The organism is Streptacidiphilus alkalitolerans, assembly GCF_042511045.1.
Classification (GTDB): Bacteria; Actinomycetota; Actinomycetes; order Streptomycetales; family Streptomycetaceae; genus Streptacidiphilus; species Streptacidiphilus alkalitolerans.
This window is the reverse complement of the sequence record NZ_JBHEZX010000011.1, coordinates 202944-224940: the sequence shown is the minus strand read 5'-3', so window position 1 is coordinate 224940 and position 21997 is coordinate 202944. Positions and strand designations below refer to the sequence as shown.

General features: G+C 73.2%; 21 protein-coding genes. 16 read left to right on the top strand and 5 right to left on the bottom strand.

From position 1 onward, the window contains the following. Window positions 1-3 precede the first annotated feature (3 nt). Window positions 4-1329, top strand: a complete 1326-nt coding sequence (locus tag ACEZDG_RS24675) for a hypothetical protein (protein WP_380513185.1) — start codon at window positions 4-6, stop codon at window positions 1327-1329. Here ACEZDG_RS24675 and ACEZDG_RS24670 read toward each other — a convergent pair. Then, a complete protein-coding gene (locus ACEZDG_RS24670; protein ID WP_380513183.1) occupies window positions 1326-2642 on the bottom strand; it encodes a glycosyltransferase 87 family protein in 1317 nt (438 codons plus the stop codon). The two genes, ACEZDG_RS24675 and ACEZDG_RS24670, sit on opposite strands and share 4 nt — an antisense overlap. 54 nt (window positions 2643-2696) lie before the next feature. Between ACEZDG_RS24670 and ACEZDG_RS24665 the strand changes: the two genes are divergently transcribed. From ACEZDG_RS24665 to ACEZDG_RS24655, 3 genes are read left to right on the top strand one after another with little or no spacing between them, the layout of a single operon-like run. Beyond that, window positions 2697-3827, top strand: a complete 1131-nt coding sequence (locus tag ACEZDG_RS24665; RefSeq protein WP_380513181.1) for a glycosyltransferase family 4 protein — start codon at window positions 2697-2699, stop codon at window positions 3825-3827. Between the two features lie 49 nt (window positions 3828-3876). Further along, complete coding sequence (locus ACEZDG_RS24660) at window positions 3877-4140, top strand: hypothetical protein (protein WP_380513179.1); 264 nt, start codon at window positions 3877-3879, stop codon at window positions 4138-4140. Then, window positions 4137-4550, top strand: a complete 414-nt coding sequence (locus ACEZDG_RS24655; protein ID WP_380513177.1) for a DNA-binding protein — start codon at window positions 4137-4139, stop codon at window positions 4548-4550. Before ACEZDG_RS24660 ends, ACEZDG_RS24655 begins: the two co-directional genes overlap by 4 nt. 1 nt (window position 4551) lies before the next feature. On the opposite strand, the gene ACEZDG_RS24650 is transcribed toward ACEZDG_RS24655, so the two are convergent. Next, the gene (locus ACEZDG_RS24650; protein ID WP_380513175.1) at window positions 4552-6345 is read right to left on the bottom strand and encodes an AMP-dependent synthetase/ligase; all 1794 of its coding nucleotides are present in this window, start codon (window positions 6343-6345) and stop codon (window positions 4552-4554) included. 181 nt (window positions 6346-6526) lie between these two features. Between ACEZDG_RS24650 and ACEZDG_RS24645 the strand changes: the two genes are divergently transcribed. The 6 genes from ACEZDG_RS24645 to ACEZDG_RS24620 all read left to right on the top strand — a co-directional run bounded on the left by ACEZDG_RS24645 (window position 6527) and on the right by ACEZDG_RS24620 (window position 11596). Further along, complete coding sequence (locus ACEZDG_RS24645; protein ID WP_380513174.1) at window positions 6527-7294, top strand: metallophosphoesterase family protein; 768 nt, start codon at window positions 6527-6529, stop codon at window positions 7292-7294. A gap of 50 nt (window positions 7295-7344) precedes the next feature. Beyond that, window positions 7345-7803, top strand: a complete 459-nt coding sequence (locus ACEZDG_RS24640; protein WP_380513272.1) for an SRPBCC family protein — start codon at window positions 7345-7347, stop codon at window positions 7801-7803. After that, window positions 7803-9038 (top strand): ArsA family ATPase, encoded by a 1236-nt coding sequence (locus tag ACEZDG_RS24635; RefSeq protein WP_380513172.1) that lies wholly within the window; start codon window positions 7803-7805, stop codon window positions 9036-9038. The genes ACEZDG_RS24640 and ACEZDG_RS24635 overlap by 1 nt, the downstream gene beginning before the upstream one ends. Before the next feature lie 84 nt (window positions 9039-9122). Further along, window positions 9123-9635 carry a DUF5304 family protein gene (locus ACEZDG_RS24630; RefSeq protein ID WP_380513170.1) on the top strand — a complete coding sequence of 171 codons (513 nt, stop codon included), beginning with the start codon at window positions 9123-9125 and terminating at the stop codon, window positions 9633-9635. Between the two features lie 167 nt (window positions 9636-9802). Next, window positions 9803-10744 (top strand): ROK family glucokinase, encoded by a 942-nt coding sequence (locus tag ACEZDG_RS24625; RefSeq protein ID WP_380513169.1) that lies wholly within the window; start codon window positions 9803-9805, stop codon window positions 10742-10744. A gap of 90 nt (window positions 10745-10834) precedes the next feature. Next, window positions 10835-11596, top strand: coding sequence for an endonuclease/exonuclease/phosphatase family protein (locus ACEZDG_RS24620; protein WP_380513167.1), 762 nt, complete (start codon window positions 10835-10837; stop codon window positions 11594-11596). 7 nt (window positions 11597-11603) lie between these two features. On the opposite strand, the gene ACEZDG_RS24615 is transcribed toward ACEZDG_RS24620, so the two are convergent. Next, complete coding sequence (locus ACEZDG_RS24615) at window positions 11604-12161, bottom strand: hypothetical protein (protein WP_380513165.1); 558 nt, start codon at window positions 12159-12161, stop codon at window positions 11604-11606. Between the two features lie 5 nt (window positions 12162-12166). After that, on the bottom strand, window positions 12167-12925 hold the full coding sequence (locus tag ACEZDG_RS24610) for an alpha/beta hydrolase (RefSeq protein ID WP_380513164.1): 759 nt from the start codon (window positions 12923-12925) through the stop codon (window positions 12167-12169). 172 nt (window positions 12926-13097) lie between these two features. Here ACEZDG_RS24610 and ACEZDG_RS24605 point away from each other — a divergent pair, with 172 nt between their 5' ends. The 6 genes from ACEZDG_RS24605 to ACEZDG_RS24580 all read left to right on the top strand — a co-directional run bounded on the left by ACEZDG_RS24605 (window position 13098) and on the right by ACEZDG_RS24580 (window position 18761). Next, window positions 13098-13787 carry a lysophospholipid acyltransferase family protein gene (locus ACEZDG_RS24605; protein ID WP_380513162.1) on the top strand — a complete coding sequence of 230 codons (690 nt, stop codon included), beginning with the start codon at window positions 13098-13100 and terminating at the stop codon, window positions 13785-13787. Between the two features lie 14 nt (window positions 13788-13801). Beyond that, window positions 13802-15043, top strand: coding sequence for a MacS family sensor histidine kinase (gene macS / locus ACEZDG_RS24600; RefSeq protein ID WP_380513160.1), 1242 nt, complete (start codon window positions 13802-13804; stop codon window positions 15041-15043). Window positions 15044-15072: 29 nt separating this feature from the next. Next, on the top strand, window positions 15073-15720 hold the full coding sequence (locus tag ACEZDG_RS24595) for a response regulator (RefSeq protein WP_380513270.1): 648 nt from the start codon (window positions 15073-15075) through the stop codon (window positions 15718-15720). Window positions 15721-15828: 108 nt separating this feature from the next. Then, a complete protein-coding gene (locus ACEZDG_RS24590; RefSeq protein WP_380513158.1) occupies window positions 15829-16854 on the top strand; it encodes a 6-phosphofructokinase in 1026 nt (341 codons plus the stop codon). 72 nt (window positions 16855-16926) lie between these two features. Continuing rightward, complete coding sequence (locus ACEZDG_RS24585) at window positions 16927-18315, top strand: ferredoxin reductase family protein (protein ID WP_380513156.1); 1389 nt, start codon at window positions 16927-16929, stop codon at window positions 18313-18315. Between the two features lie 14 nt (window positions 18316-18329). Beyond that, entirely contained in the window at window positions 18330-18761 is a 432-nt protein-coding gene (locus tag ACEZDG_RS24580; protein ID WP_380513154.1) for an FMN-binding protein, read from the top strand. A gap of 30 nt (window positions 18762-18791) precedes the next feature. Here the strand turns inward: ACEZDG_RS24580 and ACEZDG_RS24575 are convergent, their stop codons facing one another. Beyond that, window positions 18792-21968 carry a S41 family peptidase gene (locus ACEZDG_RS24575; RefSeq protein ID WP_380513152.1) on the bottom strand — a complete coding sequence of 1059 codons (3177 nt, stop codon included), beginning with the start codon at window positions 21966-21968 and terminating at the stop codon, window positions 18792-18794. Window positions 21969-21997: the final 29 nt, after the last annotated feature.

Genomic DNA, 21997 nt, shown 5'->3' with positions numbered 1-21997 from the left:
GCGATGGCGACTGGCAGGAGAGCCGTCCTGATCGGCGGCGCCGCGCTGCTCGCCGCGGGCGGCCTCGGCGGCGCGGCCTGGCACGACCGGGTCGAGGACCGCCGTGCGGCGGCTGCCGAGCCGGCCGCCGACGAGGTGTCCCACGCCGCCACCGCGGACAGCAGCGGCGACACCGCCGTCCGGCAGGGCATCCAGCAGCTCCTGGACCGCCGCGCCGCCGCCGTGCTGGCCAGGGACCAGGCCGCGCTCGCCGCGACCGTGCCCGCGGCCGCACAGGCCCTGCGGGACAGCCAGGCGGCGATGCTGGCGAACCTGGCCCAGGTGCCGCTGGCGGGCTGGGAGTACCGGATCCAGGCGCTGGACGCCTACCCGCTGCCGCCGGTGCTGCCCGAGACCGAGCGCCGCGCGGCCCGGGTGCAGCTGGCCTACCGGCTCTCCGGCTTCGACACCGAGCCGGTCACCGCCACCCAGTACCTGACCTTCACCCGGCAGGACGGCCGCTGGCTGCTCGGCTCCGACAGCGACCACCCCGGCGGCGACACCCAGCTCTGGGACCTCGGCCCGGTGACCGTGGTGCACGGCCGCAGCTGCCTGGTGCTGGGCCTGCGCGGCCAGAGCACCCTGCAGGCCATCGCGGACGAGGCGGACCGCGCCGTCCCCGCCGTCAGCGCGGTCTGGGGCCGTGGTTGGGGCGAGCGGACGGTGCTGCTGGCGCCGCTGGGCTCGGACCAGTTCGGGCGGCTGCTCGGGGTGGACCCGCTCGGCTACAGCTCCATCGCCGCGGTCACCACCGGCGAGCTGGGCCCGTCCGAGGCCGGCCGCACCGAGCGGATCACGGTGAACCCGCAGGTCTGGGACAGCCTCAACGCGCTCGGCCGACGGGTCGTCACCACCCATGAGACCACCCATGTCGCCACCCGGGCGATCACCGAGCAGTGGACCCCGCGCTGGCTCTCCGAGGGCGCCGCCAACTGGACCGGCTACCTCGGCACCGGTCGGACGCCCCGTCAGATCGCCCCGGAGCTGCTGGCCGACGTCGCGGCCGGCCGGATCCCCGCCGCGCTGCCGGCCGACCCCGCCTTCGACGGCTCGGCGAGCGGGCTGCCGCAGGCGTACGAGCAGGCCTGGTTCGCCTGCCGCAGCGTGGTGCAGCGGCACGGCGAGCCCCGGCTGGTCGCCCTCTACGCGGCGGTCGCCGCGACCGGCGGCAGCGGCGGCCAGGACGCGGCGGTGGACGCCGCGCTGCGCCGCACCCTCGGCACCGGCCTCACCGCCTTCACCGCACTGTGGCGCCAGGATCTGCTGGCCGCCGCCAAGTCGAAGACCTAGCCGCTCTTCTGGTGGACCGTCGCCCGCCAGAGCCGTCGGCAGGACACCGTCGCGGCCGTCGCCAGCAGCAGGTTCCTGGTGCACAGCACCAGCACCCCCAGCGGCCGGAACTCCGCCAACTGGCCGAAGAGCAGCGGGAACTCCAGGTAGGTGCACAGGGTCGCCGCCGCGATCAGCCAGGCGGTCGGCCGCTGCGTGGTCCCGGCCGAGGCCAGGCAGACCGCCGCCGCCCCGATCAGCCACACCAGGTACTGCGGGCTGATCACCCTGCTGGTGACGGTGAACAGCAGCAGCGCCGCCAGGGCCGCGTCGAACGGCGTCGCCTGGGTCCAGCGGCGGGCCCTGACCCGCCACAGCAGCAGCCAGCCGAAGGCGGCCAGGGTGCAGGCCAGTATCAGCAGCCCGACCGCCCGCACCCCGGTGCCGAGGAACTCCGTGGAGCCGTAGTGCATCTCGGCCCGCCCGCCCCAGCCGAACAGGTGCGCGGCGTAGAAGGGCAGCGCGCCCAGCGACTCCACCTCCACCCCCCGGTCCTCCTGGAAGCCGAGGAAGGAGAAGCCGCCGACCATGGTCACCGCGCAGCAGAAGCAGACCGCAAGACCGGACACCGCCGCCGCCGTCCAGGCGTCCCTGGTCCTCGGCCCGCGCGGGGTGCCGAGCAGGGTCAGCGCCGGCCACACCTTCAGCAGCGCGCCCAGCCCGGCCAGCGCCCCGCCCAGCCGCGGCCGGCCCCCGGCCGCCAGCAGCCCGGCCACCGCGACGGCCGTCACCACCAGGTCGAACCGGCAGTAGGCGGTCGGCCCCAGCAGCGGCACCGCCGCGGCCCACAGCCAGGCCCCGGCGCTCCGCCCGCCGCGCCGGGCGGCCCGCAGCAGCAGGCCGAGCACCAGCGCGTCGCAGACCGCCACCAGCACCAGGAAGCCGGTGAAGTAGGACCACGGCAGCCAGCTCGGGACCAGCATCACCAGCGCCGCCAGCGGCGGGTACTGCCAGGTCACGTCGTCCAGCGGGAAGGTGCCGGTGGCCAGCAGCTGGGCCCAGCCCTGGTAGATCACCTTGACGTCGCTGCTGACGTCCTGGCGGGCGAACGGCAGCAGCCCCAGCACCGCCGCCAGCAGCAGCGCCCGTCCCGCCGTCCAGGCCGCCACCGGCCCGGCCCAGGCCCGTCGCGGGCCGGACCTCGGACCGGTGCGCAGGCCGGTGCGCTGCGCCTGCGGCAGGGAGAGCAGAGTACTGATGGAGACCTCGCCCGGGGACGGGAGGTGAACAGGGGCGCGCCAGCAGGGAGGCTGATACCCGTGCGGCTGCCGCACTGGCCTATCGTACTGAGCAAGTACCGCCGCACCGAGGACGCCGGACCGAGGCTCATGAACAAGACGCTCATCGTCACCAACGACTTCCCGCCCCGGCCCGGAGGCATCCAGACCTTCGTCCACAACATGGCGGTGCGGATGCCCGCCGAGAAGATCGTGGTGTACGCCTCGACCTGGCGGGACGGCGGCGAGGTGGCCAGGTTCGACGCCGAGCAGCCGTTCCAGGTGGTCCGCGACCGCAGCACGATGCTGCTGCCCACGCCGAGGGTGACCCGGCGCGCGGCCGAGATCCTCAGGGCGGAGGGCTGCGGCTCGGTCTGGTTCGGCGCGGCGGCCCCGCTCGGGCTGACGGCGCCGGCCCTGCGGAAGGCCGGGGCCGAGCGGCTGCTCGGGATGACGCACGGTCACGAGGCGGCCTGGGCCCAGCTCCCGGCCTCCCGGCAGCTGCTGCGCCGGATCGGCGCGGGCACCGACACCCTCACCTACCTCGGCGAGTACACCCGCTCCAGGATCGCCGCCGCGGTCGGCCCGGCGGCGGCGGCCCGGATGGTGCAGGTCCCGCCGGGCGTGGACGAGAAGACCTTCCACCCGGACTCGGGCGGCGCCGAGGTACGGGCCCGACTGGGCCTCAGCTCACGGCCTGTCATCGTCTGCGTCTCCCGGCTGGTGCCGCGCAAGGGCCAGGACACGCTGATCCGGGCCATGCCCGGGGTGCTCGCCGCCGAGCCGGACACGGTGCTGCTGATCGTCGGCGACGGCCCCTACCGGGCGGACCTGGAGCGGCTGGCCGGCGAGACCGGGGTGGCCACCTCGGTCCGCTTCACCGGCGCGGTGCCCTTCGCCGAACTCCCGGCCCACTACGGCGCGGGCGACGTCTACGCCATGCCCTGCCGCACCCGCCGCGGCGGCCTGGACGTCGAGGGCCTGGGCATCGTCTACCTGGAGGCCTCGGCCACCGGCCTGCCGGTGGTGGCCGGCGACTCCGGCGGCGCCCCGGACGCGGTGCTGGAGGGCGAGACCGGCTACGTCGTCCCCGGCCTCGACCTGGAACAGCTGACCGACCGGCTGCTCACCCTGCTCCAGGACCCGGCCCTGCGCGAACGCCTGGGCTCCCGCGGCCGCGCCTGGGTCGAACAGAACTGGCGCTGGGACCTCCTGGCCACCCGCCTGGCCGCCCTGCTCTGACCGTTCACCGATCCGCGCTTCATGGCACATGTTGTATTACAGTGGGTGGATGGAGACTCCGCGTTCCGGGCGTACCCGGACCACCAGCATCAGCCTCGCCGCCGAGACGCTCGAAGCGATCCGGGAGAGGGCGGGCAAGGGCGGGGTCTCCGCGTTCATCGAGGAGGCGGTGCGGCACGAGCTGGCCATGCTCGCCCTCGGCGAGATCGTCGCCGACCACCAGGCACGCCACGGCGAGCTGACCCCGGCTGAGATCGCCGCCGCCGAGGCCGAGTTGTTCGGCGCCCCGCGGGACAGCTCGGCCGCCGCGTGAGCGTGGGGGCGGGCGCCGGCGCGGGGGCGGTCGTGCTGGACAGCGAGGCGCTGTCCCTGCTCCTGCGGGACGACCGGGCGATGACCGCCCGGATCGAGGCCGCCCGGATCCATCGGGTGCCGGTGGTGGCCTGTGCCATGACCCTGATCGAGGCGGACGACCACCGGGTCCACCCGGCCCGGATCGGCTGGGTGCTCTCCCGGCTCCAGGTCGTCGCCGTCGACGAGGGGGCGGCCGGGCTCGCGAGCAGCCTGCTCCGCGAGGCCGGACTGCACGGCCACAAGTACGCCATCGACGCCGCTGTCGCCGCCACCGCGCGCACGCTGCCCGGCCCGGTCGTGGTGCTGACCTCCGACCCCGAGGACCTGGCCCTGCTCTGCGGCCCGGGTGTGCGCATCGTGAAGGTCTAGCTCAGCCGGTGTAGAGGGCTTCGACCTCGGGGGCGTAGTCCTTCAGGACCACCGAGCGCTTGAGCTTCATGGACGGGGTGAGGTGGCCCGAGTCCTCGGAGAACACGGTGTCGAGGATGTGGAACTTCTTCACCGCCTCCGCGTGCGAGACGGCGGCGTTGCCGTCGTCGATCGCGGCCTGGACCGCGCCCAGCAGGTCGGAGTCCTGCAGCAGGTCGGTGACGGTGGCGTCGTCGGGCTTGCCGTTGAGCTTCTTCCAGGTGGGGAAGAACTCCGGGTCGATGGTGACCAGGCAGGCGATGAAGGGCTTGCGGTCGCCGACCACCATGCACTCGCCGATCAGCGGGTGGGCCCGGATCCGGTCCTCGATCACCGCGGGGGCGACGTTCTTGCCGCCGGCCGTGACGATGATCTCCTTCTTGCGGCCGGTGATGGTGAGGAAGCCGTCCTGGTCCAGCGAGCCCAGGTCGCCGGTGGAGAACCAGCCGTCGTGCAGCGCCTCGGCGCTGGCCTCCGGGTTCTGCCAGTAGCCGGTGAACACCTGCGGGCCCTTGAGCAGCACCTCGCCGTCGTCGGCGATCCGGAACGAGGAGCCGGGGACGGGCCGTCCGACGCTGCCGATCCGCGGCTTGTCGTAGGGGTTGACCGCGATCGCGGCGCAGGTCTCGGTCAGGCCGTAGCCCTCCAGGACGGTGAAGCCGATGCCCCGGTAGAAGTGGCCGAGCCGCTCGCCCAGCGGCGCCCCGCCGGAGATGGCGTGGGTGGCCCGGCCGCCCAGCGCGGCCCGCAGCTTGCTGTAGACCAGCGCGTCGAACAGCTTGTGCCGGAGCTTCAGCCCGAGCGGGGCCCCGCCCGCGTCCAGCGCCTTGCTGTAGGCGATCGCGGTGTCGGCGGCCCGGTCGAAGATCTTGCCTTTGCCCTCGCTCTGGGCCTTGGCCCTGGCCGAGTTGTAGACCTTCTCGAACACCCGGGGGACGCCCAGGATCAGCGTCGGCTGGAACGCGCTGAGCTCGGCCACCACGTCCTTGATGTCCGGCAGGTGGCCGATCCTGATCGGCGCCAGCGCGGCCGAGACCTCGGCGATCCGGCCCAGCACGTGCGCCTCGGGCAGGAACAGCAGCACCGAGGACTCGCCGGTGCGGAACAGCGGGCCGAGCAGGGCCACCACATTGCCCAGCTCGCCCAGGAAGTTGGCGTGGGTCAGCTGACAGCCCTTGGGGCGGCCGGTGGTGCCCGAGGTGTAGACGATGGTGGCGATGCTGTCCGGGCCGAGCGCGGAGCGGCGCTCGTCCACGGTCGCGTCCGGCACGTCCTGGCCGGTCCTGGTGAGGTCCTGCAGCGCGCCGGCCTCGATCTGCCACAGCTGCTTCAGTTCCGGCAGCCGCTCCCTGACCTGGCCGATCACCGCTTCGTGCCGGGGGAGTTCGGCGATGCAGGCGACCGCGCCGGAGTTGCCGAGGATCCACTCGACCTGCTCGGCCGAGGAGGTCTCGTACACCGGCACGGTGATCGCGCCGGCGCACCAGATGGCGAAGTCCAGCAGGGTCCACTCGTAGCGGGTGCGGGACATCAGCGCGACCCGGTCGCCGGGGCCGACACCGGAGGCGATCAGGCCCTTGGCGGCGGCGCGGACCTCGGCCAGGAACTGGACCGAGGTCAGGTCCTCCCACCGGCCGTCGGTCTTGCGGCTGACCACCGCGACGCCGGGATGCTGCTCGGCGTTGCGGTGGATGAGGTCGGAGAGGTTTGCGCCGCTCGGCACCTCGTAGAGAGCCGGAAGGCTGAACTCACGCAAGACACTGCTCCTCGGTCTGCGACGCTGCGGGACGCCAGGACGTTACTTCCCAGTAGCATGACTGCGGTAGGGGTGGAGGTGAATGTGTCTCCTGTGTCACACCGCCTGCCGATACTCGAACACTACGGCAGGCGCGAGGTGACCCGCAGGTAGCCCTGTGCGTGGTCGGTAGGGTGGCGCTATGCGGGTGCATGTGGTGAGCGACGTACACGGCAACAGCGAGGCACTGGCGCGGGCGGGGGACGGGGCGGACGCGCTGCTCTGCCTCGGCGACCTGATCCTCTTCCTGGACTACGCGGACCACTCGCGCGGGATCTTCCCGGACCTGTTCGGCGCCGAGAACGCCACGAAGATCGTGGGGATGCGCAACGCCCGCCGCTTCGACGAGGCCAGGGAGTTCTCCCGGCAGCTCTGGGCCGGCCTGGACGTCGACCGGGAGACCGCCACCGAGCAGGCCGTCCGGCGCCAGTACGCGGAGCTGTTCGCCGCCTTCCCCGACCCGACCTACGCCACCTACGGCAATGTCGACCGCCCGGACCTCTGGCCGGACTTCGCCCGGGACGGCGTCACCGTGCTGGACGGCCAGGTGGTCGAGCTGGGCGGCCGGACCTTCGGCTTCGTCGGCGGCGGACTGCCGTCCCGGATGCGCACCCCCTACGAGGTGGACGAGGAGACCTACGCCGCCAAGGTCGCCGCGCTCGGCAGCGTGGACGTGCTGTGCAGCCACATCCCGCCCGCCGTCCCCGACCTCACCTACGACACCGTGGCCCGCAGGTTCGAGCGCGGCAGCGAGGCGATCCTGGAGGCAATCCACCGCACCAGGCCGGGACACGTGCTGTTCGGTCACGTGCACCAGCCGCTCGCCCGGCGGATGCGGATCGGCCGCACCGAGTGCGTCAACGTCGGCCATTTCCGTTCCACCGGCCGCCCGTGGGTTCTCGAATGGTGAAACGGTAGCCTTCAGCAGTCAGCAGCATGTCGAGACGCGGAGGCCACCCGATGGCGGAGCACACCAGGTCGAGCACCACGATCGACGCGACCCCGGAGCAGGTCATGGCGGTGATCGCGGACTTCGCCGCGTACCCCGCCTGGACCGGGGAGGTCAAGGAGATCGAGGTGCTCGGTGAGAGCGACGGCCGCGCCGAGCAGGTGCGCCTCCTCCTGGACGCCGGCGCCATCAAGGACGAGCACGTCCTCGCCTACACCTGGGACGGCGACCGCCAGGTCAGCTGGACCCTGGTGAAGAGCCAGATGCTGAAGTCGCTGGACGGCTCCTACACCCTGGCCCCGGCCAAGTCCGGCGGCACCGAGGTCACCTACCAGCTGGCGGTGGACGTCAAGATCCCGATGCTGGGGATGATCAAGCGCAAGGCCGAGAAGGTCATCATCGACCGGGCCCTGGCCGGGCTGAAGAAGCGGGTCGAGTCCCAGCAGGGCGCCTCCGGCGTCGGGGCCTGATGGACCCGGCAGCGAACGGCGGCGCCGCGGCGGGCACCCGGGTCGTCCTGGTCAGCGGAGACGGCGGCAGCGGACGCACCACCCTGGCCGCGGCGACCGCGCTGCGCGAGGCGGCCGAGGGCCGGCGCACCCTGCTGCTGGCCGCCGACGACCCGCACCGCAGGCTGGACCGGCTGCTCGGCACCGTGCTCGAAACCGTGCCCAAGCAGCTGGAGGCCGGGTTCCACGCCGCCCGGCTCGACCCGGAGCAGTCGTTCCGGGACGCCGCCGCCCGGCTGCTCGGCCGGGCCGCCCCGCTGTTCGACCTGCTCGGGGTGGACCCGCTGGAGCGGGACGAGCTCAGCGCCCTGCCCGGGGCGGTCCACCTGGCCCTGCTGGACGCCCTGCGCACGCACGGCGGCTCCGGCCAGTGGGAGGTCCTGGTGCTGGACGCGCCCCCGGTCGCCGGGCTGCTGGCCGCGCTCGCGCTGCCCGAGCAGCTGGACCGCTACCTGGCCCGGCTGATCCCCGAGAACCGGCAGGCCGCCCGCGCGCTGCGGCCGGTGCTGGCCGCGGTGGCCGGGGTGCCGATGCCGGGCGACTGGATCTTCGAGGCCCGCGGCTGGACCGCCGCCGAGCTGGCCGAGGTGCGCGCGGTCACCGACGCGTCGAGCACCACGGTCCGGCTGGTGCTGGACGCCCCGTCCGGGCCGCAGGCGGTGGCGGCGCTGCGCGGCGCCCGGGCCGGACTCGCGCTGCACGGCCAGCGGGTGGAATCGCTGCTGGTCAACCGGGTGCTGCCGGACGGCGCCGACCCCTTCCTCAGCGGACTGCACCGGGCCCAGCAGCAGCAGCTGGCCGCGCTGCGGGCCGAGTGGGACGTCCCGGTGCACCCGGTGGCGCACCTCGGCCGGGAGCCGGAGGGGAGCGCCGACCTCGCCGCGCTGGCCGGCTCGGTCGGGCCCGCCGCGGCCGGCGCCGGAGCCGGAGCCGCGCTGGCGCTGGAGTGGCCGGTCCAGGACCTGCGCGGCAGCGGCGAGGAGGTGCTGGTCTGGCGGATCCCGCTGCCCGGCGCCGAACGCGGTGACCTGGACCTGGTCCGGCGCGGGGACGACCTGGTGCTCGGCGTCGGCGGCTACCGGCGCACCCTGGCCCTGCCGTCCGCGCTGCGCCGCTGCACGGTCGCCGGCGCCGCCCTGCGCGACGGCGTACTCACCCTGCGGTTCGCCCCCGATCCGCAGCTGTGGCCCCGCTAGTCCCACAACTGCAACAGAACGCCGACGGTGCCGGAAGGTTGAGGTAGCGTCGGAGGGGACCCTTCGGAGAAGGAGCGGAAAGACATGACGACTGCCGACGATCGATACGACGAGGACGTCTGGGCCCAGGCCGTGGCCGAGGGCGCCAAGGCCGGTGCCACCGCGGGCGGCGGGGCCGGTGCCGAGAAGGCCGCCGACCGTTCCCCCGCGCCCGGTTCCGCCGAGTCCCAGTCCGAGTCCGGCCCCGACGCCGCTCTGGAGGAGACCCGGGTGAAGCGCGAGGAGGTGGTGCAGCCGCGGCAGTCCACCGACCTCTTCGGCCCGGAGCTGAGCCCGCTGGTGGACGAGGTCCGCCGGTTCGCGACCTCGGTCGGTGAGAAAGTCACCGAGGCGTCCGCCTCCTTCAGCAGCGGGGACAGCCTCGGCGCCCTGCAGAACCTCGCCGCCCCGCTCAGGGTCAAGCACCCCGAGGTCTACGGACACCTCATCGCCGCAGGTGGAGAGCTCATCGCCGCCTACCGTTCGGCGGTTTCCGCCTCCGAGCGGCGCTGGACCGCGGAGAAGCGGGGATCGTCCGAGCAGATCGACCTGGACTGAGGGCCGGACCGAGGAAGCGCTCTCATTCTTGGCTACGACTCCTGAAGGCTGGCTGACGTCACCCATCCACTCTGTCTTCGGCTAATGTACGCACAGGTGTGTACCTGGCCCCATCCGGCCGGGTACGGTACCGGCCAGCGGGGAAGCCAGCGGAGACTGAGGGACACATGGGACTGACCATCGGCGTCGACGTCGGGGGTACCAAGATCGCAGCCGGGGTCGTCGACGAGAACGGCGAGATCCTCGCGCGTACGCGGGTGCCCACGCCCGCCGATCCGCAGTGGGCCGTCGGTGCCATCGCGGACGCGGTCAAGGAGTTGAGAGCGCAGCACGACATCACCGCGGTCGGTGTCGGCGCGCCCGGCTACATCGACCGGGAGCGCTCCACAGTCATCATGGCTCCCAATATCAACTGGGAGAACGAGCCGCTCAAGGCCCGCATCGAGGACCTGGTGCACCTGCCCACGGTGATCGAGAACGACGCCAACGCGGCGGCCTGGGGCGAGTTCCGGTTCGGCGCCGCGGCCCGGCACAACGACATGATCATGATCACCGTGGGCACCGGCATCGGCGGCGGCATCGTGCTCGACGGCCGGATGTACCGGGGCAGCTTCGGTGTGGCCGGCGAGATCGGCCACCTCAACATGGTGCCGGACGGCATCCCCTGCGGCTGCGGCTCCAAGGGCTGTTGGGAGCAGTACGCCTCCGGCCGCGCGCTGCGCCGCTACGGCCGCGAGCGGGCCGCGACCGAGGGCGTCCTCGGCAAGCGCCTGCTCGAACTGAACGAGGGCATCGCCGACACCATCACCGGCAGCCAGATCACCGAGGCCGCGGAGGAGGGCGACCCGCTCGCCCTGGAGGTCTACGACGAGCTGGCCGACTGGCTCGGGCGCGGGATGAGCGACCTGGCGTCGCTGTTCGACCCGGCCGTGTTCGTGCTCGGCGGCGGGGTCTCCGACTCCGGCAACCTGCTGCTCGACCCGGTCGCCAAGGCCTTCGAGAAGCACCTCATCGGCGGGGTGCACCGGCCCCGGGCCGAGGTGGTCCTGGCCTCGCTCGGCTCGGCCGCCGGCATCACCGGCGCGGGGGACCTGGCCCGCCAGGTCTGATTACTTTGTGAAGCCCCTGTACGCAATCCGTACAGGGGCTTCCGCATGCCGGACGGCCCGACCGCCGCCGCGGGTGCCAGACTTGACGGCATGACGCCTGAACTCCCGGCCTCCGGACCCCGGCCCGACGGATCCGAAGTGGTCCGGCTGCTCAGCTACAACATCCGCTCGCTGCGGGACGACCGGACCGCGCTGGTCCGGGTGGTCCGCGCCTGCGAACCCGACCTGGTCTGCGTCCAGGAGTCGCCGCGGTTCTGGTTCCCCCGGCAGCAGGCGGCCTGGCTGGCCCGCAGCACCGGCCTGGTGATCCTCTCCGGGGGGCTCAGCGCCTCCGGGCCGCTGCTGCTCGGCAAGCTCAGGGCGACGCCGCTGTCGGTCCACGACCTGCTGCTGCCGCGGCGTCCCGAGCTGCACCAGCGGGGGTTCGCCACGACCGTGGTCCGGTTCGGCGCCGCCGCCCCGTTCTCGGTGACCAGCTGTCACCTCTCGCTGAACGCGGACGAGCGCTACACCCACTTCCAGGCGCTGCTCGAGCAGGTGGACCGGGTCGGCGCGCCGCTCGGCCTGGTCGGCGGGGACTTCAACGAGCACCCGGACGGCCCCGGTTGGAAGCTGCTGGCGGACCGGCTGCAGGACGGCTGGGCGACCGCGCCCTGGGGCTCGGAGTTCACCTCCGTCCCCGACAACCCCTACCAGCGGATCGACGCGGTCTTCGCCACCCCCGGGATCGAGGTGCTGGCCTGCGGCGTCCCGGACGGGCTGCCCGGGGTGCGGCCCCGCGACCTGCTCGGCGCGACGGACCACCTGCCGCTGCTGGCCGTCCTCCGGATCCCGGCGCGGCCCGCCGACTGACCAACTGTCAGACCACGGCGCCGCGGTGCGGGTCGTCGTCCCCGTCCTCGTCGTCCTCGTCCCGCATCCGGGCGAACAGGGTGCCGGCGCCGCCGATGAAGAACGCTATTCCGAGCACCTCGCCCATCCCGCCCAGGGCGGGGACGTAACCCAGCGCCGAGACCAGGATCAGGGCGATGCCGCCGACCACGGCGGTGATCGCCAGCCGGGTCACCGCCTCGGTCTTCGGCAGCGGGGGCGGCGGCGGGGGGACGAAGTGGTCCTCGTCCGGGTCCTCCTCCGGGGTCCAGGTCCGCGGGTCGACCGGTCCGATCGCCTGGATCATCGGCAGCTTGATCAGCGGCTCGGCCGGGGCCTGCCGCGGCCGGGGCTGCGGCGCCAGGTCGGCCAGGTCCTCGGCGGCGGGCCAGGACCGCGCCTCGTCGTCCACCGGGGTGTCGAAGCCCGCGACCAGCTGCGCGAACAGCTCGTCGTCCGAGGCGGCAGGGCCGTCGGCTGCCTCGGCGGGGGTCTCCTCAGGGGCCTGCTTGGTCGGCTCCTCCGGAACCTCGGGCAGATCCGCCATACCGCTCATCCCTTCGCAGCGGTGGTGAGCCGCCGGACGAAGCCGAGACTGCCGTCGAAAATCATCTCGGCGTCGTGGTCCAGTGTCGCCACATGGAAACTGCGTTCGCACAGTTTTTCTTCCACATCCGTGGAGGAGATCCGGGAAAGCAGCAACTCGCTGCTCGCCGCGGGCACCACATGGTCCTGCGGGCTGCGGAACAGCAGCAGCGGCTGGGTGACCTGCGGCAGCTCGGCCTGCACCAGCCGGGTCAGCTGGGCCATCGAGTGCGCCGCGTGCAGCGGGGTGCGGGTGTAGCCGCCCTCGTTCACGTCGGGCTTGGCCACGTCGTTGGCGATCCCCGGCAGGCTCGGGACCAGGTGCCGGACCAGCGGCAGCGCCCGGTGCGACTGTCCGGGCATCCGCACCAGCGGGTTCACCAGGACCAGCCCCGACACCGCGGCCCCCTTCTGCGCGGCCAGGTGCAGCGACAGCAGGCCGCCCATGGACAGGGCGAACAGGAACACCTGCTCGCAGTCCTTGGCCAGTAGGTCGAACTCCCGCTCGACGGTGCTGTACCAGTCCTGCCAGCGGGTGACGTTCAGGTCCTGCCACTGGGTGCCGTGGCCCGGCAGCAGCGGCAGCGAGACGCTCAGACCCTCGGCGGCGGCGGCCTCGGCCCAGGGCCGCATCGAGGCCGGCGAGCCGGTGAACCCGTGGCACACCAGGACTCCGACCGGCCCGCCGTGGTGGTGGTACGGCTCGGCACCGGGCATGAGCGGCATCTGCGGCTCCTTCGACTCGTACGGTCCGGCACGCGGAGGAACGGGCGGGGACGGGTGGGGTGCATCGTCCCACGCCCGCGCGGCAGCCGTACAGCTCACCTCCCGGTGAACGGCTATGGTTCTCGATGGTTCGCTAATCTGGAGGCCAGGGTTGTTCTACCGAGTGATGAAGATGATCGTCGCTCCACTGCTGAAGATCTTCTTCCGTCCGTGGGTCGAGGGGATGGACCACATCCCGGAACACGGGCCTGCCATCCTGGCCAGCAACCACCTCTCCTTCTCCGACTCCTTCTTCCTCCCGGCGCTGATGCGGCGCCGGGTGACCTTTATCGCCAAGTCCGAGTACTTCACCGGAAAGGGTGTCAAGGGAAAGCTGACGGCGGCCTTCTTCAGGGGGGTCGGACAGCTCCCGGTGGACCGCTCCGGCGTCCGCGGCGCGGGTGAGGCGGCGATCCGCAGCGGTATCGCGGTGATCGAGCGCGGCGAGCTGTTCGGGGTCTACCCGGAGGGCACCCGCTCGCCCGACGGCAAGCTCTACCGGGGCAAGGTCGGCGGCGTCGCCAGGATCGCCCTGGCCACCGGCGCGCCGGTGATCCCGGTGGCGATGATCAATACCGACAAGCTGCAGCCGCCCGGCCAGGTCCGGCCCAACTTCGGGGTCCGCCCCGGGATCCGGATCGGCGCACCGCTGGACTTCTCCCGCTACCACGGCATGGAGAACGACCGCTTCATCCTGCGCTCGGTGACCGACGAGGTCATGTACGAGATCATGCGGCTGTCCGGCCAGGAGTACGTGGACGTCTACGCCACCGCCGCGAAGAAGCAGCTGCAGGACGCCAAGAAACAGGCCAAGGACACCTAGCCGGGGGGCTGGCGATGGGTACGAAGGAAAATCGCGCGGGTGCGGGGGTCTTCTCCGTGGAGCAGCCGCTGTGGCGGGCGGTCACCGCGTTCCGGCTGCTCACCCTGCTCTACGCGGTGGGCCGCTACGCGGGGGACGCCGCCCACTACGCCCACCCCGCCGCCGCCTGGGCCTACATGGGCGTGCTGTCGCTGTGGACCTTCGCCACGGTGCGCCAGTTCGCCAGCAAGGCCCGCTGCACCTGGTGGTGGCTCTACGCCGACCTCGCCCTGGTCGTGGCCGGCATCCTGCTCACCCGCAGCTTCGACCAGATCGCCCAGGTCGACGCGGGCGAGGTGACCCTGCCGACAGTCCGCGCGGCGGCGACCGTGCTGGGCTTCTCGGTGCTGGGCGGCTGGCGTCCGGCGGCCCTGGCCGCGCTGATCGTCGGTCTCGCCAACATCGGCGAGCGGGGCCGGGTCACCTCCAGCAATGTGCACAACATCGTGCTGCTGATGCTGGCCGGCATCGCCATCGGCTATGTGGTGGAGCTGGCCAGGGCCAGTGAGCAGACCCTGGCCAGGGCGCTGGAGATCCAGGCCGCCACCAGGGAGCGGGAGCGGCTGGCCCGGGACATCCACGACGGGGTGCTGCAGGTTTTGGCGATGGTGCAGCGGCGCGGCACCGAACTCGGCGGCGAGGCCGAGGAGATCGGCCGGATGGCGGGGGAGCAGGAGATCGCGCTGCGGGCGCTGATCGCCGAGGGCCTGGCGCCCAACCCCTCCTACGAGGCGCCGCGGCGGCAGTCGGACCACCCGGACCCGGGTGCCCCGCAGGACCTGCGGGCGCTGCTGGGCCCGCTGGCCGGTTCCCGGGTCACCGTGGCCGCGCCGGGCACCCCGGTGCTGCTGCCGGGACGGGCGGCGAGTGAGCTGAGCGCGGCTGTCGGCGCCGCCCTGGACAATGTGCGCAAGCACGCCGGGCCCGGGGCGCAGACCTGGATCCTGGTCGAGGACGAGCCGGACGCGGTGGTGGTCAGCGTCCGCGACGACGGCCCCGGCTTCGCCGCCTCCCGGCTCGGCGAGGCGGAGCAGGAGGGAAGGCTCGGGGTGTCCCAGTCGATCCGGGGCCGGCTGCGGGACCTCGGCGGCAGCGCGGAGATCACCTCGGCGGCCGGGCAGGGCACCGAGGTCGAGCTGCGGGTGCCCCGCCAGCGCGGCAAGGCGTCGGGGGCCTCGGCAACGGCAGCAGCGGCAACGAAGGAGAGCACGACGTGACGGACGGTCAGCACGAGGGCATCCGGGTGATGGTGGTCGACGACCACCCGATGTGGCGGGAGGCGGTGGCCCGCGACCTGGCCGACGCCGGCTGCCGGGTGGTCGCCACCGCCGGGGACGGCCGGGAGGCGGTGCGCCGGGCCCCGGCCGCCGCCGCACAGGTGGTGGTGCTCGACCTCAACCTGCCGGACCTGCCCGGGGTGGAGGTCTGCCGGCAGCTGATGGCGCACGACCCGGCCACCCGGGTACTGGTGCTCTCCGCCAGCGGCGAGCACGCGGACGTGCTGGAGGCGGTCAAGTCCGGGGCCACCGGCTACCTGGTGAAGTCCGCCAGCCGGGAGGAACTGCTGGACGCGGTGCGCCGCACCGCGGTCGGCGACCCGGTGTTCACCCCCGGGCTGGCCGGCCTGGTGCTGGGCGAGTACCGCCGGCTGGCGGCCGAGCCCGCGCCGGCCGACTCCCGTACCCCGGCCGCCCCGCAGCTGACCGACCGGGAGACCGAGGTGCTGCGGCTGGTCGCCAAGGGGCTGTCCTACAAGCAGATCGCCGACCGGCTGGTGCTGTCGCACCGCACCGTCCAGAACCACGTCCAGAACACCCTGGGCAAGCTCCAGCTGCACAACCGGGTCGAGCTGGTCCGCTACGCCATCGAGCGCGGCCTGGACGACGGCGCCTAGCACTGCGGACCCGCTGGCGCGTTCCCGGCGCCGCACGCCCGGGTGCAATCATCCGTCCCGCCGCTACCGTGAAGTGACGCCTCGTCACACTCATGGGAGGGGACGGACATGCGGATAGGAGTGCTCACCGGCGGGGGCGACTGCCCCGGGCTCAACGCCGTCATCAGGGGGATCGTCCGCAAGGGAACGCAGCTCTACGACTACGACTTCCTCGGTTTCCGGGACGGCTGGCGCGGCCCGCTCGAAGCCGCGACCACACCCCTCGGCATCCCCGAGGTGCGCGGCATCCTGCCGCTCGGCGGCACCATCCTCGGCTCCTCGCGGACCAATCCGCTCAAGGTGGTCGACGGCATCCGCCGGGTCAAGGAGAACCTGGACAAGTACGAGGTCGACGCGCTGATAGCGATCGGCGGCGAGGACACCCTCGGCGTCGCGGCCACCCTGCACGAGCACGGGGTCAATGTGGTCGGCGTTCCCAAGACCATCGACAACGACCTGAACGCCACCGACTACACCTTCGGCTTCGACACCGCCGTCAACATCGCCACCGAGGCCATCGACCGCCTGCACACCACCGCCGAGTCGCACAAGCGGGTGCTGGTGATCGAGGTGATGGGCCGCCACGCCGGGTGGATCGCGCTGCACTCCGGCATCGCCGGCGGCGCCAATGTCATCCTCATCCCGGAGCAGCGCTTCGACATGGACCGGGTCTGCGCCTGGGTCGAGCAGCGGTTCCGGATCAACTACGCCCCGATCGTGGTGGTCGCCGAGGGAGCGATGCCGCTGGAGGGCCAGATGATGGTCAAGGACGACTCCAGGGACGCCTTCGGGCACGTCCGGCTGGCCGGCATCGGCGAGTGGCTGGCCCATGAGATCGAGGCCCGCACCGGCAAGGAGGCCCGCACCACCGTCCTCGGCCACATCCAGCGCGGCGGCACCCCCAGCGCCTTCGACCGCTGGCTGGCCACCCGCTTCGGCCTGCACGCGGTCGACGCGGTCCACGACGAGGACTTCGGCACCATGGTGGCGCTGCGCGGCACCGACATCGTCCGGGTCCCGCTGGCCGAGGCCACTGTCCGGATCAAGACCGTGGACCCGGCCCTCTACGCCGAGTTCGACGTCTTCTTCGGCTGATCCCGGCCCGTTCTTACTGTCTACACAGAAAACGCTGGCACAGTCGGTTTCCAGTAGTCCTGGGAGGCGAGTATGACCAGCACAGTCCAGGCGGCCGCGCGGACCGGCGCGCCCGCACCACCACCGCCGGCGCGCGGACCCCACGCCGAGACCGTGGCCCGCGCGCTGCTCGGTGTGATCGCGGCCGGGGCGGGCGCCGTGCTGTGGCTGTGGTGGCAGGACACCGCCTCGATCGTCGGCGCGGCCCAGTGGGTCACCAACGGCGGGCGGCTGTTCGGGCTGCTGGCCGGGTACACCGCACCGGTGCTGGTGCTGCTGATGGCCCGAATACCGCTGCTCGACCGGACCCTCGGCAGCGACCGGCTGGCCCGCTGGCACGCGACCGGCGGCCGCTACATGGTCGGCCTGGTGCTCACCCATGTGCTGCTGATCGTCTGGGGCTACTCGCTGACCGACCGGACCGGCCTGGTGCACCAGACCACCGAGCTGGTGTTCCACTACCCGGACCTGCTCAAGGGCACCATCGGCACCCTGCTGCTGTTCACCGTGGGGGCGGTCTCGGCCCGGGCCGCACGCCGCCGGATGCGCTACGAGACCTGGTACCACCTGCATCTGCTCACCTATCTGGCGATCTTCCTCACCTTCTTCCACCAGCTCAGCAACGGCGCCGAATTCGTCCGCGACCCGAGCGCCCGCGCGCTCTGGTACGGGCTCTACCTGGGCACCGGCGCGCTGATCCTCTGGTTCCGCTTCCTGGTCCCGGTCCGTGACATGTACCGGCACCGGCTGCGGGTGGCCGAGGTGCGCACCGAGGCGCCCGGGGTGGTGTCGGTGTTCGTCATCGGCGACTACCTGGACGAGCTGGCCGCCCGCACCCGCTCCGGGCAGTTCTTCCGCTGGCGCTTCCTCACCCCGGGCCTGGGCTGGTCCGCCAACCCCTACTCGCTGTCCGCCCCGCCCGGCGGGGGCTATCTGCGGATCACGGTCAAGGAGCAGGGCGGCCACAGCGGCGCGCTGGCCCGGCTGCGCCCCGGCACCCGGGTGCTGGCCGAGGGCCCCTACGGCGCGTTCACCGCCGACCGGCGGAGGTCGCCCAAGGTGCTGCTGCTGGCCGGGGGCGTCGGGATCACCCCGCTGCGGGCGCTGTTCGAGACCATCCCGGCCGCGCCCGGCGGGCTCACCCTGGTCTACCGGGCGAGCAGCGCCGAGGACCTGGTGTTCGGGGCCGAGCTGGAGTCGATCGCCGCCGCCCGCGGGGCCAGGCTGCGCTTCCTGCTCGGGCCGCGCTCCGAGGTCGGCGAGCCGCTGCAGGCCCGGGCGCTGCTGGCGCTGCTGCCGGACCTGCGCGAGCACGACGTCTATCTGTGCGGGCCGGAGGGCCTGGTCCGCACCGCCCGTGAGGCCCTGGACACGGCGGGTGTCCCGGCCCGCCGGATCCACCATGAATCCTTCGAGCTGTAGACAGGGTCCTGATCATGCGCCGAATCGCCGTCACCGCCGCGGGCACCGCCCTGGGCGTGGTGCTGCTGCTCGCGGCCAAGCCGCACCACACCGTCGCCGTCCCCGGCGCGTCCTCGGGCGGGTCCTCGGGCACCTCCTCCGGGGGCGCCGCGGGCAGCGGCTCCGCCAGTGGGGTGCACACCGTCACCGGCGGAACCGTGCAGACCCAGTGGGGCCCGGTCCAGCTCAAGGTCACCTTCGACGGGACCAGAATCACCGCAGTCGATGTGCTGCAGCAGCCGAACGGCACCCCCAGGGACGAGGAGATCAACGCCCAGGCGCTGCCGATCCTCACCCAGGAGACCCTGGCGGCGCAGAGCGCCAAGATCGACGCGGTGTCCGGGGCGACCTACACCAGCCAGGGCTACATCGGCTCGCTGCAGAGCGCCCTGGACGCCGCGAAGTAGCGGGGTCCAGGGCGCGGCCGATCGCTGCGGCTACGGCAGCGGCGGGATCTCCGGCGGGGCGGCGGCCGGGGTCTGCTCCAGGGCGGCCAGGGCGATCCGGACCGCCTCTTCCAGCTGCGGGTCGCGTCCTGCCGCCCAGTCCTGCGGGGTGCAGACCACCTCGACGTCCGGGTCCACCCCGTGGTTCTCCAGGCCCCAGCCGTAGCCCTCGAACCAGGTGCGGAACCGGGGCTGGGTCACCCCGGTGCCGTCCACCAGCCTGTAGTGGCCGTCGATGCCGACCACCCCGCCCCAGGTGCGGACGCCGACCACCGGGCCGAGGCCGAAGGCCTGGAACGCGGCGTTGATGTTGTCCCCGTCCGAGCCGGAGAACTCGTCGGCGACCGCGACCAGCGGGCCGCGCGGCGCGTCCTCCGGGTAGCGGATGGCGGGCCGGTGGTCGCGCACCGCCTGCCATTTGACGATCCGTCGGTTGAGCTTCTCCACCACCAGCTGCGAGGTGTGGCCGCCGCGGTTCTCCCGGGTGTCCACGACCAGGCCGTCCAGCGCGGCCTCGGTGTGCAGGTCGCGGTGCAGCTGGGCCCAGCCCGGCGCCATCATGTCGGGCAGGTGCAGATAACCGAGCCGTCCGCCGGACAGTTCGCGGACCCTGGCCCGGCGGCCGGCCACCCAGTCCTGGTAGCGCAGCGGCTGGTCGTCGGACAGCGGCACGACCACCACGGCGTACTCGCCGTCCGCCGCCGCCAGGGTCAGTTCCACCGGCTTCCCGGCCGTGCCGACCAGCAGCGGGGCCGGGCCGGTGACCGGGTCGACCGGGCGGCCGTTCACCGCGGTCAGCGCGTCCCCGGCGCGCACCCCGAGCCCGGGCGCGGCCAGCGGGGAGCGGGCCTGGGGGGCGGAGGACTCGCCGGGCAGGATCCTGGTGATCCGCCAGCTGCCGTCGCCGTCCCGGGCCAGGTCGGCGCCCAGCAGGCCCTGGCGCCGGGCCGGGCCCACCCGGCGGGCGGCCGGCTGCACATAGGCGTGCGAGGTGCCCAGCTCGCCCTGCAGTTCCCAGAGCAGGTCGACCAGGTCGTCATGGCTGCCGAGCCGGTCGATCAGCGGACGGTAGCGGCGCTGCACCGCCTCCCAGTCGACGCCGCCCAGGTCGATCCGCCAGAAGTTGTCCCGCATCAGCCGGGCGGTCTCGTCGAACATCTGCCGCCACTCGGCCGGCGGGTCGACGGTGACCCGGATCCGCTCCAGGTCGACCCGGACCTCGTCCTCCCGGTCCTCCTTGACTGGCTTGCGGTCGGCCGGGACGATCCGCAGCTCCTCGCCGTCGACCAGGGCCAGCCGGGTGCCGTCGCCGGAGACGGCGAAGCGGTCCAGCGCGTCCGCCAGCACCTCCAGCCGCCGGGTGGCCAGGCTGAAGTACTCCAGCGCCGGGCGCTTCGCCGGGGTGTCCTGGGTGGCCCTGGCGTTCCCGAGCTGCCCGACCAGCGGACGGTTCAGCCAGACGAAGCCGTCCTTGGCCGGCCGCAGCGACTCGTAACGGCCCGCCTCCACCGGGAACGGGACGATCCGCCCGGCCAGGCCCTCGGTGTCGACCCGGGTGGCCCGGACGGAACCGGCCTCGTCCGGGTCGTCCTTCTTGCGCCGGCCCAGGGCGCGGCCCTGCGGCTGCGGCTCGAACGGCGAGAGCAGGTCGTCGGCCAGCAGCGCCAGGTAGGGGCGACAGCCGAGCGGGAAGGACAGGTCGAAGACGTGCTCGTCGTAGACCGGGTCGAACTCGCGGATCGACAGGAAGCCGAGGTACCGGCCGTCGGCGGAGAACGCGGGGGAGTGGTCCACGAAGCGGACCGGGGTGACCTCGGTGATCCGCCCGTCCGCGAGGTGCGCCAGCCGGATCTGGCGCAGCCGGTCGTTCTGGTCGGCGCCGTGGGACCAGGCCAGCCAGGCCGAGTCCGGGGAGAAGGCGAGGCCGGTGGCGTGCACGGCCTCGCTGCGGTCCAGCTCCCGCACCGCGCCGTCCTGGACCAGCAGCACCGCGCCGTCGCGGTTGGCTACCGCCAGCACGCTGCCGTCCGGCGAAGCGGCCAGCTCCTCCACCCGGCCCAGCTGACCGACCGCGACCCGGCGACCGTCGGAGAACTCGAGCCCGTCCTCGCCCCCGGCGTCGGTGACCCAGACCGACGCACCGTCAGGAAGCGGCTGCGGCAGCCGGTTGCGCACCCCGGGGGTGTCCGCCAGAGCCAGCGCGGGTCCGTCCAGGTGGGCCACCCGGTGGACGGTGCCGCGCACCTCCAGCAGGCTGCCGCGGCCCTCGGCGTCGGGGGACACCGTGCCCAGGTGCTTGGCGGCGGTGACCGGACGGGGGCGGCGGGCGGTGCGCGGACCGCCGAGGCTGATCTCCAGCCGCCGCGGGCGGGCCTCCGTCAGGTCGTCCAGCAGCCACAGGTCGCCGGCGCTGTGGAAGACCACCCGGCTGCCGTCGGTGGAGCCGTTGCGGGCGTAGAACTCCAGGTCGCTGTGCGAGCGCAGGTCGGTGCCGTCCGGCCGGCTGGAGTAGACCTGGCCCACGCCCTCGTGGTCGCTCAAGAAGGCGATCCGGCCGGAGCTGAGCCACATCGGCGAGTCGATGTTGCCGTCCAGGCCCTGGTGCACCCGCTCGAAGGCGCCCTCGGCGCCGATCCACAGCTTTCCGGCCCGGCCGCCGCGGTAGCGCTTCCAGTGCGCGGGCTCCCGCGCGCCGGCGGTGCCCAGCAGCGCCCGGCTGCCGCCGGGCTCCAGCGCCGCCCCGCCGATCCTGCCGTACGGCAGCTGCCGGGCCGGGCCGCCGTCCAGCGGCAGCGCGTAGGCCCAGGGGTGGGCCCGTGACATCCGGCCGACCGTGCTGAGCGCCAGCGGCTCGCCCTCCGGGGTCCAGCCCAGCAGGGTGGTGCTGTCGCTGCCCCAGTAGGTCAGCCGCCGGGCCGGGCCGCCCTCGGCCGGTGCGACGTGGATCTCCGGCGCGCCGTCGAGGGTCGAGGCCCAGGCGATCAGCGAGCCGTCCGGCGAGAACCGGGGCCGGGACACCGGCACCTGATCGGCGGTCAGCCGCCACGCTCTGGCGGCCCCTCCGCCGCCACCGCCCGCCGGAGCGAGCCAGATGTCGTCCTCGGCCACAAAAGTGACCAGGTCCGAATGGATGTGCGGAAACCGGAAGTAGCCGTCAGCATGAGTCACCGGCAAACCCTAGCCGCCACCTAGGTGAG

Bases quoted from the DNA above. Each gene is read 5' to 3' on its own strand.
- ACEZDG_RS24615 (WP_380513165.1), bottom strand. From the start codon at position 12,161: ATGGCGGATCTGCCCGAGGTTCCGGAGGAGCCGACCAAGCAGGCCCCT.
- ACEZDG_RS24645 (WP_380513174.1), top strand. From the start codon at position 6,527: ATGCGGGTGCATGTGGTGAGCGACGTACACGGCAACAGCGAGGCACTG.
- ACEZDG_RS24610 (WP_380513164.1), bottom strand. From the start codon at position 12,925: ATGCCGCTCATGCCCGGTGCCGAGCCGTACCACCACCACGGCGGGCCG.
- ACEZDG_RS24675 (WP_380513185.1), top strand. From the start codon at position 4: ATGGCGACTGGCAGGAGAGCCGTCCTGATCGGCGGCGCCGCGCTGCTC.
- ACEZDG_RS24585 (WP_380513156.1), top strand. From the start codon at position 16,927: ATGACCAGCACAGTCCAGGCGGCCGCGCGGACCGGCGCGCCCGCACCA.
- ACEZDG_RS24630 (WP_380513170.1), top strand. From the start codon at position 9,123: ATGACGACTGCCGACGATCGATACGACGAGGACGTCTGGGCCCAGGCC.
- ACEZDG_RS24625 (WP_380513169.1), top strand. From the start codon at position 9,803: ATGGGACTGACCATCGGCGTCGACGTCGGGGGTACCAAGATCGCAGCC.
- ACEZDG_RS24595 (WP_380513270.1), top strand. From the start codon at position 15,073: ATGGTGGTCGACGACCACCCGATGTGGCGGGAGGCGGTGGCCCGCGAC.
- ACEZDG_RS24580 (WP_380513154.1), top strand. From the start codon at position 18,330: ATGCGCCGAATCGCCGTCACCGCCGCGGGCACCGCCCTGGGCGTGGTG.
- ACEZDG_RS24620 (WP_380513167.1), top strand. From the start codon at position 10,835: ATGACGCCTGAACTCCCGGCCTCCGGACCCCGGCCCGACGGATCCGAA.
- ACEZDG_RS24640 (WP_380513272.1), top strand. From the start codon at position 7,345: ATGGCGGAGCACACCAGGTCGAGCACCACGATCGACGCGACCCCGGAG.
- ACEZDG_RS24590 (WP_380513158.1), top strand. From the start codon at position 15,829: ATGCGGATAGGAGTGCTCACCGGCGGGGGCGACTGCCCCGGGCTCAAC.
- ACEZDG_RS24605 (WP_380513162.1), top strand. From the start codon at position 13,098: ATGATCGTCGCTCCACTGCTGAAGATCTTCTTCCGTCCGTGGGTCGAG.
- ACEZDG_RS24635 (WP_380513172.1), top strand. From the start codon at position 7,803: ATGGACCCGGCAGCGAACGGCGGCGCCGCGGCGGGCACCCGGGTCGTC.
- ACEZDG_RS24665 (WP_380513181.1), top strand. From the start codon at position 2,697: ATGAACAAGACGCTCATCGTCACCAACGACTTCCCGCCCCGGCCCGGA.
- ACEZDG_RS24660 (WP_380513179.1), top strand. From the start codon at position 3,877: ATGGAGACTCCGCGTTCCGGGCGTACCCGGACCACCAGCATCAGCCTC.
- macS (WP_380513160.1), top strand. From the start codon at position 13,802: ATGGGTACGAAGGAAAATCGCGCGGGTGCGGGGGTCTTCTCCGTGGAG.